This is a genomic window from Pseudoalteromonas sp. NJ631, assembly GCF_000276645.1.
GTDB classification, from domain to species: Bacteria; Pseudomonadota; Gammaproteobacteria; order Enterobacterales; family Alteromonadaceae; genus Pseudoalteromonas; species Pseudoalteromonas piscicida.
In genome coordinates this window covers 205,904-219,064 of sequence record NZ_AKXJ01000003.1, presented here as the reverse complement: position 1 = coordinate 219,064, position 13,161 = coordinate 205,904, and the positions used below count along the sequence as shown (strand labels likewise).

10 protein-coding genes are annotated in these 13,161 nt (G+C 39.9%); 6 read left to right on the top strand and 4 right to left on the bottom strand.

Annotation, left to right across the window (positions count from 1 at the left end; translation table 11 throughout):
- Nucleotides 1–6 precede the first annotated feature (6 nt).
- Nucleotides 7–1,878, top strand: coding sequence for a tetratricopeptide repeat protein (locus tag A587_RS0107815; protein WP_017217136.1), 1,872 nt, complete (start codon nucleotides 7–9; stop codon nucleotides 1,876–1,878).
- A 158-nt stretch (nucleotides 1,879–2,036) separates the two neighbouring features.
- Here the strand turns inward: A587_RS0107815 and A587_RS0107810 are convergent, their stop codons facing one another.
- The 3 genes from A587_RS0107810 to A587_RS0107800 are packed head-to-tail and all read right to left on the bottom strand — an operon-like array spanning nucleotide 2,037 to nucleotide 5,095.
- The gene (locus A587_RS0107810) at nucleotides 2,037–2,708 is read right to left on the bottom strand and encodes a sulfotransferase family 2 domain-containing protein (RefSeq protein WP_017217135.1); all 672 of its coding nucleotides are present in this window, start codon (nucleotides 2,706–2,708) and stop codon (nucleotides 2,037–2,039) included.
- A gap of 1 nt (nucleotide 2,709) precedes the next feature.
- The gene (locus tag A587_RS0107805) at nucleotides 2,710–3,909 is read right to left on the bottom strand and encodes a lipopolysaccharide biosynthesis protein (RefSeq protein WP_026000916.1); all 1,200 of its coding nucleotides are present in this window, start codon (nucleotides 3,907–3,909) and stop codon (nucleotides 2,710–2,712) included.
- Between the two features lie 31 nt (nucleotides 3,910–3,940).
- Nucleotides 3,941–5,095, bottom strand: coding sequence for a glycosyltransferase (locus A587_RS0107800; RefSeq protein WP_017217134.1), 1,155 nt, complete (start codon nucleotides 5,093–5,095; stop codon nucleotides 3,941–3,943).
- A gap of 87 nt (nucleotides 5,096–5,182) precedes the next feature.
- Here A587_RS0107800 and A587_RS0107795 point away from each other — a divergent pair, with 87 nt between their 5' ends.
- Together A587_RS0107795 and A587_RS0107790 are read left to right on the top strand one after the other, a co-directional pair.
- Entirely contained in the window at nucleotides 5,183–5,830 is a 648-nt protein-coding gene (locus A587_RS0107795) for a sulfotransferase family 2 domain-containing protein (RefSeq protein ID WP_017217133.1), read from the top strand.
- On the top strand, nucleotides 5,823–7,016 hold the full coding sequence (locus A587_RS0107790; protein ID WP_017217132.1) for a glycosyltransferase family 4 protein: 1,194 nt from the start codon (nucleotides 5,823–5,825) through the stop codon (nucleotides 7,014–7,016). Before A587_RS0107795 ends, A587_RS0107790 begins: the two co-directional genes overlap by 8 nt.
- A 52-nt stretch (nucleotides 7,017–7,068) precedes the next feature.
- On the opposite strand, the gene A587_RS0107785 is transcribed toward A587_RS0107790, so the two are convergent.
- A complete protein-coding gene (locus A587_RS0107785) occupies nucleotides 7,069–8,637 on the bottom strand; it encodes an Ig-like domain-containing protein (RefSeq protein WP_017217131.1) in 1,569 nt (522 codons plus the stop codon).
- A 247-nt stretch (nucleotides 8,638–8,884) separates the two neighbouring features.
- Between A587_RS0107785 and A587_RS0107780 the strand changes: the two genes are divergently transcribed.
- From A587_RS0107780 to A587_RS23890, 3 genes are read left to right on the top strand one after another with little or no spacing between them, the layout of a single operon-like run.
- The gene (locus tag A587_RS0107780; protein WP_017217130.1) at nucleotides 8,885–10,276 is read left to right on the top strand and encodes a lipopolysaccharide biosynthesis protein; all 1,392 of its coding nucleotides are present in this window, start codon (nucleotides 8,885–8,887) and stop codon (nucleotides 10,274–10,276) included.
- A gap of 2 nt (nucleotides 10,277–10,278) precedes the next feature.
- Nucleotides 10,279–11,451: a glycosyltransferase gene (locus A587_RS0107775; protein WP_232288036.1), complete on the top strand. Its 1,173-nt coding sequence runs from the start codon at nucleotides 10,279–10,281 to the stop codon at nucleotides 11,449–11,451.
- On the top strand, nucleotides 11,448–13,013 hold the full coding sequence (locus tag A587_RS23890) for an asparagine synthase family protein (protein WP_017217128.1): 1,566 nt from the start codon (nucleotides 11,448–11,450) through the stop codon (nucleotides 13,011–13,013). The genes A587_RS0107775 and A587_RS23890 overlap by 4 nt, the downstream gene beginning before the upstream one ends.
- Nucleotides 13,014–13,161 lie beyond the last annotated feature (148 nt).

The window sequence follows — 13,161 nt, the reverse complement described above, 5'->3', positions numbered from 1 at the left end:
AAAAAAATGAAAGATTTAGCCCAGCTAGAGTTGTTAATAGAAAAACAGAAGTATAAAAAAGCACTTCCGCTAGCAAAAAAATTAGTTAATCATGACAGTGGTTTTAGAGTTACAGAGCTGCTTGGCATGGCTCAACATGGTGTGGGGCAATATGGTTTAGCCGCCATAAATCTCAAAAAAGCCGCAGAGTTAGCTGCTACATCGAGCCAAAAAGCTGTTTTGTATCGAAATGCAGGGATTTGTTATCAAAACTTAGGTGATAAGTATCAACTGCAGGCCCTGCAAGCTTTCGAGCTATCACTTCAGTTTGCCCCTGGCTTCGATAATATACAAATGCGGGTCGTAGCTGCGGAGTTAGCTTTTAGCCTAAATCAATACGATTTAGCGCTCTCATTAGCTGCCAAGCTTATGGCCTATTCGGATTACGCTGCATTAGGCTTAGTGATTACGTTAAGAGCACATTTGGCTAAAGGCGATCAAACTAGCTTTGAAAAGCAAATGTTGATTATCGAAGGAGAAAGTAACGCTTTTCCTGAACAAGAGGCAAAAAACCTATTAGTAACGCTAAAAGAGGCTGATAAACAAAGTTGGTTTATGAATATGTTGGGGTTATTTTCCAATAGATTTTCGCATCAAGATTGGTTTCAATATTTGCAAGGCTTGCAAATTCAGCAACAACTCACAGCAGAAAAGCCTGAGGAGTTGATTGTATCCGATAGCAATGAAGTTGCAGAAATCATTAGACAGTTAGTTGAAGAAATCAAGCGTTACGGTGGAAGTGTTTCAGAGGATTTAAGATTAGTTGCCTGCCAAGGTAATTTAAGTATTAAAGCCTTTAATCAGCAACCTAAGGTACTTATTGATATTCCACTGGAATGTATGCCTTTACTAGACGATTTTGAGTTTGAAGTAAATGGAAATACACTAATCTCGATACCAAAAAAAGAGCTATTAAATCCAACAGCGGTCAAAACGATGTCACTGATGGTAGAGCTTTACAACAAAGCAGATAAAGTAACGCAATGGAAGCTATCCTCTCCTTTTTTTACCTTAAGTAAAGATAGAGCTTTATTAGAGAAGCTTTGCGATGGTAAAAAATTAAATACTAAAGTGAATAAAGATAAGCGGCTTGCCTTAGAAGAAAAGTGGGGTGAGTTATTTCTATCGAGCTTTTTCGGCTCGCGAAAATTTGCGTATAAAAATGACTTTTTCAACATAGGAAAAGAGGGCTATACCTCTGGATTATTATCTATAATTGATTTCTTTAACCATAGGTGTGGGGCGTCGCCATATAAATTAAGTAACAAAGGTATATCAGTGGAGGGAACACCGGGTAATGCTGAAGCCGAGGTTTTCGTTAATTACAACCAATTTGACCCGCTTTTAACGTATTTAATTTATGGGTTTGTTGATTGCGCAAGCGACTATTTGTTTTCTATTCCTTGTCATATCTCATTAGCAGAACTCGAGTTTGAAGTATTTGGAAATACAGCAGTACTTGACGTAGAGAATCGATCAAATAGAACATCTCATTTAGCGGCATTTTTGCCTAACATTGCAGTAAAGGAGCAAAGCGTCGGTATCGATAAACTACTTATCACACCGAAGCATCCAGAATTACTAAGAGAAGCTATACAGACCGTTCTCTTAAGTGTAATGGATAAAGATAAAATCAATGACGTAATACTTGCCGACTTAGTGAAGAGTTTCGAAAAGCAGTTGCTGACGCAAAATATTAGCTATTGGCGAGAAGTTGAAGCACTGGCTGCTGAAAGTGCACTAGAGAATAGCGTTATTGATAGTGTCAACCTGCTTTGTAAGGAGTCTAAATCCATGATTCAGAGATATGCGAGTAAACATTCAATAACTTTATTCTAGATAGTTAAATAAGCTAATGATGCGGAATAACATGATGCCAATCGCTCAATAACACCGATTGCGCTCACAATCTCTCACGATTGTCGACCTCGTAAAAATCTAACTGACGTGATTGGCATCAATGTTATTTGGTGATCGCGATGCATAAAAATATGCATTTATTCAAACTGGTACTTAAACAACTCAATATCCCTTTTGTAAAAGTCAGCAACAAATTCAACTGTTTCATTGTCAAAGTAGGATTGGTAAGAAGGTTTTACTTTCTTACCAATTAACTTTTCTAGCAGTGGGTGTCTTTTTGTTGTTTTATTTCTGTATGGCAAATCGACAACATGTCCAAAAACGCGTTGGCTGATAGTTTCAAAATCATTCATTAAGTTTTCGAATTTACCAACAGCATCTACTAAACAATCATTTCCTTCATAGAGAAAACAATGTTGTGGAACTAAGTGCCTTAAGTTCCCTATATGGTTCTGATAATCATCAGAGTCGCAGCTAGGCAGGTAATCCAGTACAAAGTGCTTAAAGCTAAACGGGTGCTGCTTGTATGTATATTCTGATACCAACCTACTCCAAGGGTTGCGCACAAAACTAAATTTATAGTAATCGTGAAATTGCTCAGGAGTTATGTAGCCAAGTTGCACATATTCGCTGGCGGTTAAATGAGCGAGTCTAGGAGGACCTTTCTTGGGGTTACTGTTTTTTTTGAGTAAAAGTGGCGCTCTTTCTTCCCAGGTTAAGGAAAGTTCATTAAGAAATGCACTTTCAATACTTTGACCTGCAACTTTTGGTATGTGAACAAAGATGCAGCGATGTTGGTGAGATATCATGTTAATGATTCCTAAGTATTTTGTATCTTGCGAAGTAATATCCGAGGAGGTTTTGCGTGCTCATTGCAATGGCTGTTGTAATAGCAGCGCCCAGTGGACCATGATTAGTAATGAGGTGCATGGCCAATATAACAGTAATAGCAGCAGTGAATATGCTAATATTTTGGTAGGTTTTTTCTTGGCCACTCATCGTTAACAGTGTGATTGCAGGTCCCGTAATAAGGTTGATAACTTGACCAGCTATAAGTACCAGTAACCATAATTCACCCTGTTTATAATCCTCGCCAAAAATACCTAATAAATATTCTGAATAAAAATAGAACAGTAAAACCGTGATTGCGGCGACGAAAATAGATGTTGATTGACTAAGTGAAAACAGTTGCTTTACTTCATCTAGACGGTGTTGTGAGTAGCTTTTTGCGAACTTTGCGGCCGTTACACTATTTAAGGCAAACAAAAAAATACTTGGGAGCATCGCTAGCTTGGTTACGATGGCATAAACGCCAAGTTGCGAAAGAGATACTTGTGTACTTAGGTATAGTTGGCTCCCTTGTTGCACCACTAAATAAACTAAACCACTAATCCAAAACGCTTTTGCACTTATCCAGAATGAATAGCGTGGTTGGGGTGTCGTGGTGCTAGGGGGACGAAGTTTAATTACAATAAATAGGCTAGTAATAGCTGTAATGCACAGTGTGCTAGTCACAAGATACAATACCAAAGTAAGAGTGCTCAAATGCATGATTGTAGCACCAAAGAGCAGTATACATAGGCTAGCAAATCCACTGAATGTGGTAAATAAGCTGGGTTTTGATAAGCCTTTGAAAATGCATGCGTTTAGATTGATTATTGCAGTGGCAAATGAGGCTATATGCAGTAATGTCCAAAATTGAAAGGTAGAGATACCTGAAATGGATAATAAACTATAAAAGTGACAGAATAATCCAGTTGTCACTACCGTGATAGAAATGCAGGTAAAGAAAACAGCATATACACGCGGTAAAAACCTTGCAATATCAGCCTGTTGCTGTGAAGCAATGAAGCGAACCGCAGCTTGGTCCAGTCCACATTTACTTATTGCTACAATAAACAGAATGAGTAGTTGAAATAAGGCAAATAGGCCAAAATCATCTGTTGATAATTTTTGAGCAAAGTACCAATTAACTAGAAAGCCTAGTGCCGTTGTAAGTAGTTTTAGCAATAGTGGAAGCCTTATTTGGCTTAGGAAATTATTACTTAACAATTGCGTTATACTCTCGTATTAATTGTTGTGCGATTGCGTCTCTACTGAAGTTGCTATCGATGTAAGCGTGTCTTTGATTGTGCTCATTTAAGCCACACGACGTCTTTTTCAGTACTTCAAACATGAGTTTGGTGAGGGTATCAATCGTGGCGTCTTCGGCAACTTTCCCATTTAGCTTCTTAACGACGTATTCAGGCCCTTCACACGGAGAGCTAATGACTTCTAATCCACAAGATAGTGCTTCATGTACAGCAACAGAAAAGGTTTCATATTCGGACCAATTAACATAGCAGTCGCTGGATTGCATCAGTTTAGCGACGGTTTCTCTAGAGCTATCGCCAATAAATTTAACTTGTTTTAATTTTAACGACTCACACAGTGTTTTAAGTTTTTGTTTATCTTCTCCGTCTCCAACTATTAATAGTTTGGCTTTTGGGTGTTCTTCAGTGATGTATGAAAATGCGCTAATAATGCTAGCAACTCGTTTAACTGGCCTTAGGTGTGCCACAGTAATAAAAGTGAAATCATCTTGTATTTTTTCTTTAGGAGTGAATAACTCTGAGTCAACCACATTGCCAATGATCTCAATAGTCCTATCTAACTCAAATCTGTCCCGTAAGATGCTAGCTAGGCTCTCCGAGACGCAAACTAATTGATTTGCCGCACGGTAGGCTTGACCTATTAATTGTGTCTCGAATTTAGGAGTTGTCGATAATTTTGCTGCTGATGCATGTTCTGTAATTATAAAGGGTATCTGATACTGTTGGGCTATTTGTTGTGCTGCAAGACCTGCTGCTCCTCCAGGTCCATAAAAGCAGCTATGGGCATGTAATACATCAGGTAACCCGAAGTCTCGAGTATATTGCTCAAACAGTTTTTGATACTGCACCATTCGTTGTTTTAAGTTTATTCGGTACAGTGCAGGTAAAGTAAAATATCGATTTCTTTTGGTGTTGATTTGTGCATCATTTAATTGAGAAGGTGATGTACAAGTCAAGGCATATTTTATTGAAACCGGCTCGGGATAGATAACGCCCACATTACATCCATGTTCTTTTAACGAAAGTGCCTGCTCTTTGAAAAAAGAGCCTAAGGTTGGCTTTTGACTGGTGTGATACCAAGAGGGTAAAAATAATACATGCATGTTGTAATTCGAGTCGTATTGCTAAACAGCCAAGCGATTGTTCTGGTATAGTATCACCTAATTTTACAGAATACTTTGATATTTTCGATGATTGAAAAGCTAACAAGGCTTCTTAAACGCTGGTTGCCACTTCCTGTCTACCCGTATAAATCTTATATGGTAAGAAAGCGGTGTATTTTTATTCACATTCCAAAAAATGCAGGTACCAGTGTCTTAAAGGCATTTGGCTATAGAGGTTATCGGCTTCATGCTAAGTGGTTTGACTATAATGAATCTAACCCATATCTTTTTGAACGTTATCATAAGTTTGCTATCGTTAGAGCGCCCTTAGCAAGGTTATATTCTGCATATAACTATGTTATAAAGGGTGGTAACCAGAGTGAAGGGGATAGGGCGTTGCAACAGCAGGTGCTAAGTAATGCCAGAACGTTCACTGAATTTGTAGATAAGATATTGACTCCTGAATTTGTGTTGTTTCAACCTTTATTTCAACCACAGAGCTACTATATATTTGATTCTCAATATCAATGTAAAGTTGATACCATTTTACGCTATGAATCTTTGAATCACGATTGGCGTAAGCTTTGTATTTTGAAAGGATGGAAAATGGAGTTACCTTGGTTAAATAAAGGGGCTTCAACATTACCGGAGACTCTCTCCCCGCAACAGCTCGAAAAAATTCAATGTTTATATAAAGTTGATTATGAATTACTAGGTTATCGCTTCAATGAGTAGGAATACTATTATACTCACAAGCAATGCTTACCTTCCTAATATTGGGGGGATCGAAAACTCCTTAATGCAATTGAGTAAAGCGTATCATGAGATGGGTTTTCGAGTTGTGATCATTGTTAGTAACGTTAATACTGTTAATAAACAAACATTACCACTTTGCGAAACTACCGAATACGCAACCATTTGGAGGTATGACGTTTGTTTTCATGGGCAACAGCACTCTAAGTTGAAAGCATCCCTTTTGGGTTGGCAAAATATGCGACGTTGCTTTAGGGCCGCTAGGGTTGAGTTTGGTAACGCTTTGGTCATTAGTCGTTATCATATTACTACTATCCATGCTCGATTAGCTGGCTTTAGTCGAGTGAGCTATTTATTACCCGGTGTTGTTAAATTCCAAAACCAGCCAAGCAATACTCATAAGGTGGAAGGGCTAAGGCAAGTCAAACAATGGTTAGTGCTTTTTTATCATCATGCGATTCAAAAACTTGCTTTACAGGTAACTGAGAAAAATTTTGTGTTTAGCAGTAATATGTTAAACCAATTAGCTCAAATTGGTTTTGATTGTAGCAAGGTGACAATGGTGAGCCCTGGAGTAGATACAAATAAATTTCTTTCTCTTGATGTAAACGCTCAAACCGCCTTGAAAGGCAAGCTGGGATTACCCTTGGATAAAAACTTATTACTCGTTGTCGGGCGGTTTACCGCGGCAAAGGGAGTTGAATATGCAATTCGAGCACAGAAAGAACTTTTACATACACATTTAGTACTTGTGGGTGGTGGGGAGCTGGAGGATTATTATAAATCCTTAGTTGTGAAACTTGGTATTGAGGAATGTGTTACTTTCGTTGGTGCTGTAGCGGATACTTCTCCATTTTATCAGGTAGCGTCACTATTTCTTATGACATCAACTTATGAACCGTTTGGACAAACTATTCTTGAAGCATTAAGTTGTGAAGTGCCAGTTATTGCGTTTCGCGCAGGAGAGACTGTGAAAACCGCAACTTGCGAGATGCTTGGTGACGATGCATGTTTTTATGTGAATACATTAGATGCTAGTGATTTGGCAAAAACTATTTCATGTGCATTAGCAGACGTTGAAAAGCGAGCGCAAATTTCGCGTAACGGCGTGGCTTTTGTTAGGCAAAAATACAGCTGGAATGCATTGGCTAAATCACTAATAAAGTAAGCAAATATTGCTATTTAGGATTTTATCAAAAATAGCAATATGACTCGTAAGATTACTCTGTTGTGGGGTTGTATTGGTATATTCGACTTGTCATTTGGGTCGTAAACGCACCTCCAATTTGGTACTGCTTCTGATCAACTGACTCCATTTTAAAGTCACGCAAGTAGTAAGTTTCAGAGCCTTGTTGCTCCGTAGCACTTGGATTGCTTGATAGGTTACTCCACTGCATAGTTTGAGTATCGTAATTCAAAACGTGTGCTGCGCTATGAAGCTGAATGTTTTGCTCATTATGCGTCAGTGTATAGTAGCTCCCGGAGAGTTCAGCCGGTACCTGCTCATTTAAGAGTATCTGAGTGCTTGAGAGTTGATACTGAATTAAGTGAGCTTGTTGCTCTTGAGTATTGTTAGCCGTTATAAATAATTCGTTTCCGATAAACTGGCAGTCAGTAATCGATAGATTTGGTAGTGATGCCGGTTTGTGAGACCACGTTGTATCAGCGGTGGCCAGCTGGTAAGCATACGTGGTGTTACCTTGTTGGGTGAACGCAACAATCGTGTCATTGTTTGCACAACTCGCTAGAACATTATTTTCAAAAGGGGCAAATTTGGGCGCTGCAATTGATGTCCATTGTTGTGTACTAAAATCAAAGATCTCCATTGTTTCCTTGGGTGTCGATGTGCTTGGGCAGGCCTCTGTTCCACCGAAGAGGAACAACTTATTGTTTGATACTTGAGCTTGGTAATAGTAGCGAGACTCGTTTGCAGAAGGTAACGCTTGCCAATCCGTGTTTGTGGTTGCAAGTGAGTGGATCTCAGGTGCGCTTAAAGGTGCATTTGCGCAGCTCATTGAGGAAGAAAGTGATGCTGCATGACTTGCAATGATGATTTCCTTTCCAAGTGTCGCAGACTGTAAGTGACTACCTAGATTGTTTGGGAACTCTGAAAAAGCTTGCCATGGTTGAGATACAACCTCTATGTCGAAAGGGGGCAGCGATACGCTATGTTCGCCATCTAGTACGGATATAACAATTTGCCGATAGTTACCAAGCTGTTCGATATTAGCTGGCTTTCCACTTAGCTCACCGGTTGTTGTATCAAATTCCGCCCAGCTAGGTTTGTTGGTAATTCCGAATTGATATGTGCTAGTTTCACCGTCAACATCTTCAACAGTTGGCGTGAAATGATAGTTGTCGTTAAGTTTGATAGCTTCGGGCGAGGGGGTTCCTGAAATAGTGGGAGCGTCGTTAATCGCTTCGACTGTGATATCGACGGTCACTTCATTACTTAATACCCCACCTTTTTTAAATTTGTAAGTGAAGCTGTCAGTGCCATTTTTGTTTGGTGCTGGTTGATAAATTAGGCTCAAGCCACTGCTGGTGAGCATGCCAAGAGTGGGGGACTTTATGACTTCAACCGTTAATGTGTCGTTTCCACTTGGTGCGGACTTTGGGCTAACCGCAAGCGTGTAGGTTGTATCTTCTTGGGTGGTAAATGCTGTTGATGTTTCTACAGTAAAGTTTCCTTGGCCGCCGATTACATCATTGTCATTGTTATCTGAACTCCCTCCACAGGCGCTTAACAAAGCACTAGCAATGATAGTAGAGATTATTGACCTTTTCATAAATACCTTCTCCTTGAATATTGTGCTCACCTCTAGTGTGAGTATCTGTTGGACGAAATTCAAGCAATATCTTTTCAATACCTTGAACGCTAATATTATGGCTTACGATAAGGTATTTTGTGGCGTAGATGAGTTGCATTGCTCGTGTTAGAATGGAAGTTTGATGATGAAGTCAAGGTTAATACTTTTCGCGTAGTGACTGGTTTGACTGTTGATGTGTTAATATTGCAAATTAAAAGATACGCGCTTGGCCACAAATAACTTTTTAAAAAATATCCTAACTCTTGTTTCGGGCACTGCTTCGGCGCAACTCATTTTGTTACTGATCTCGCCTGTTTTGACACGACTCTATAGTGCGCAGCAGTTTGGTAACTTCGGTGTGTTCGTCAGTATTATCACTATACTTTTAGTACTCGTCAGCTTGAAGTATGAGCTCGCGCTTCCCCTTGTAAAACAACATTCAATTGCTAAGGTGCTACTACACCTCTGCTTTATCTTGATCATATTGAGCTGCACAGTGGTTGCAGTTGTTGTCTATGCATTTGATTCATGGTTGGTAGAGCATCTCAATCTATCGCTAAATAAAAGTGAGCTTTATCTTATCCCTGTTGCGCTATTTGCTTGTGGTTGTTATCAACTTTTGCATTTTTACGCGATTAAAACAGAATCTTTTCGGGTGTTAAGTGTGTCAAAAGTGACGCAGTCTGTGATTATAGCAATAGCGCAAGTTGGACTTTCGTTGTGGACGGTTTTTGGTTTAGTGCTTGGGCATACTTTCGGGTTTATTGCATCGACTTTGATGTTTTTATTACAAAAGCGAGATACGTTACACTTTAACGGCTACAACCCAAAACGGTTGCTAGCGGTTGCTAAACGCTTTAAAAACTTTCCTAAGTATACGCTTTGGGCCTCATTAGCTAATACCTCAAGTACGATGTTGCCTGTAGTACTGTTCTCCGGCTACTACTCTGCGGCACTTGTTGGGCTCTACATTTTGGCACATAGAATGTTATTTGCACCTGTAACGCTCATCGGAAATGCGGTTGGAAATGTCTTTATGTCAAACGCCAAACATTATTTAGTCGCTGGAACGTTGGCAAAAAATACCCTAGATATTCATAATCGCCTGATACTGATTGCTATGCCTATTATGGCCTTAACTTTGCCTTTTTTACCTGAGATATTCGCAGTGGTTTTCGGGGAAAAGTGGACTGAAGCGGGGGAGATTGCTCAGTTTATTGCTATATGGATTTACTTTGTATTTACTGCGTCTCCAATTAGTACCGTTTTGGTTGCAATGGAAAAGCAAAAGCTAGCGGCTTATTTCGATTTTGGTTCTTGTATCGTTCGTTTGGGTAGCGTAGTGCTGTTATCTTCCATGGCTTTTAAAGATGCAATTATGTACTTTTCAATTATCAATGCACTTGTAGTAAGTGCCTTCATCTTATTGGTTTTTTCTCAGCTCAATATTTCTATAGCAGACTTAATTATGCCGCATTTAAAAGCATTTGCTGTTTTATGTTTGCCAAGCTTTGTGATTATTCGCTTACTTGCCGAGCAAAGTGATTTCATTGGTTTTCTCAGTGCAATGTTTGTCGTGTTGCCATTAACATTACTGATGATAAGGAAAAAGATTTGAAAGTGCTCGTTTTACCTTCTTGGTATCCACCGTACAAAGGGGAGTTTATTCAGCAACAGGCGGAAGCGCTAGCTGAACAGGGACATGATGTCATAGTGCAAAGCGTAGAGCGTATTTCACCAAGAGAGCTACTGCGATGGTTGAGTGCTTGGTGTTGGTTGTTTTCCGGTCGTTATACGTTATCGCAAGAAGGTCCGTTGACTGTTGCACGGGCACCATTACCTGGTATTCCAAAGTTTTATGCATTATATGCTGAGCTGTTTGCATTTAAATCTAAGCAGGTATTTAAACGTTACAAAAAGGCGATGCAGTACCAGCCAGATGTGATCCACGCACATAGTTTAATATGGGCCGGATATGCAGCGAGCAAAATCGCCAAAATGTTTCCGGTTAATTATGTGGTCACAGAGCATCGAGGGCGATTTATTAATAATCAGTACGTAAATGAGAGTGAAAAAAAGGAAATGTCACTGGTGCAGGTTAAAAAAGCGCTGCAAGGGGCTAGTAAAGTCCTATGTGTCTCATCAAAGCTTATTCCTTACCTACAGAAAGTGTGTCCTGAGGCCAAGCTTGAAGTGCTTGCCAACATGGTAGATGTGGATCGTTTTACAATGAAACGTTCAACAGTACACCAAGCTTGTCAGTTTATCTGTGTTGCGCATGTTACGCCCCTAAAAGGTCATGAAACTTTGCTCCAAGCCTTCGCGAACGTAGCATCCAAAGATAAAGATGTCTCATTAACGATAGTCGGTGATGGTTGGTATTTAGACCGAGTCAAGGAGTTGGCTGTAGAGTTGAACCTAGAGAACCGAGTCAACTTTACGGGTAACTTGACGGCGAGTGAGGTCGTGAGTGTGCTTCAGCAGGCTGATGTTTTTGTTCTTCCAAGTCAATACGAGGCCTTTGGGGTAGTATATATCGAAGCAATGAGTGCAGGCTTACCGGTTATCGCCACGAATACTGGTGGGGCTGTGGACTTTGTAAATAAAGAAAATGGCATTTTGGTTGAACCAAATAATATCGAGTTACTTGCAAATACGATGCAGTATATGAGGGATAACAGAGCACAATACTGCAGCCAAACTATTGCAAAGCAAACTAAGCAGCGTTTCTCAACTGTTCACATTGCCAGTCAACTTAGTAAGCACTTACGGAGTGTATCGGAAGTCAAATGATGTATAGCGTAATAACAAACCATGTAAAAGCATTTGATGTCCTCGGAAGTCCCTACTTAGAGCAAAAAGGGCTCGATAGTAGTGAGTTTGGTCGTGAGCTTTTCGAACGACACTCCCTCTCTTCATTATCTGGTTTTTTTGCATTGCTCAGCCATGAAGATGAGTTAGTGAGGCTTGTAGTTGATAGAGTTCGCTCGATTCCATTATTTTATGCAGTAAAGAATGACAAAATATTGTTCTCCTCTGATTATGCTTGGCTGCATTCGGAGTTACAGCAAAATGAAGAGTGTGAGCTGGGGAAGGCTGAGTTCGCATTAACTGGCTATGTGTGTGCAGATAGAACGCTATCTAAGCAAATAAAGCAAGTTGAGGCGGGCCAAGAAGTCATCATTTGTAAGCGCACTGGGAAAGTTAGTAAATCCAACTATTTCCTATTCCAACATCATGAGCCTGAGGTTCAGGCTGAGTCTCTATATGTTGAACAGCTAGACATTGCTGTGAGGGCTGTATTCAAGCGGCTTATAGAATTTGCCGCAGGACGCCAAATTGTGCTGCCGCTTTCTGGTGGGTTTGACTCTCGACTCATCGCTTCAACGATAAAACAGCTTGGCTATCAAAATGTCGTCTGTTTTTCCTATGGCTTAACAGGAAATAAAGAAGCAACGCTGAGCAAGCAAATTGCTACTGGGCTGGGCTTTCAATGGTACTTTGTTGAGTATAACGAAGATAAATGGCGCAATGCTTGGTTTAGTGACGAAGCCGATGAGTTTCGAGAGATGGCCTCTAATGGTGTGTCTTTACCACATATACAGGATTGGTTGGCGGTCAGAGAATTAAAAGACAAACAGTTAATTTCAAGCGATGCCGTTTTTGTACCTGGCCACAGTGGCGATTTTGTCGCAGGCTCTCATATCCCAGACATTGTTTTTGAACAACAGCAGTTCTCAAAGTCTGACCTAACCTCACAATTGCTCACGGATCACTATAAGAATGTGCCAAGACGACTTATTGAAACGCAGACATTTAATCGAATAAAGGTAAGCCTGCAGCAGCAATTATCAGGTGGCGATGTTCTTAATGCAGAAGCGTTCGCTAATCAATATGAGCTTTGGGATTGGCGAGAAAGACAGGCAAAATACATTATCAATTCGGTTCGTGTGTACGAGTTTTTTGGCATGCAATGGTGGTTGCCCTTATGGGATAAGGAATTTGTTGAGTTTTGGTGTGAAATGCCACTGCAATATAGGAAAAAACGCCTTTGGTATAACGCCTATGTTGCTGACAGATTCAAATCAGTAGTTGGAGCCCAAAGTGAAATCGCGGATAAAAATGCGGCGGATTTCAGCTTTGCTCGTAAGTTAGCGCATAGACTTTATCAAGTGATGCCTACACCGCTCAAACAGTTTATCTATGGTAAAAAACTCAGAAAAGACTTTGATAATCACTTTTTGGCATTTGGGGCGTTACTTTCTGATGAGCAAAAAGATGAATATGCTAAGTTTGGTTACACCATGATTGGAGTTTATTCCTTGCTGTTCTTGCAATCTCGCTGGGGGAAATAAAGAGAGCTAGCAGAAAGTATTGTTGATTGCATTCTTTAACAGTTTTATTTCTGATACATGTTATATTCGCTCAACTTTATAAGCAGATTGTGACTTTTGTAGGCAATTAACAGCCTACCGGTTGTATCATTGCTTGGTAATAAGGTAA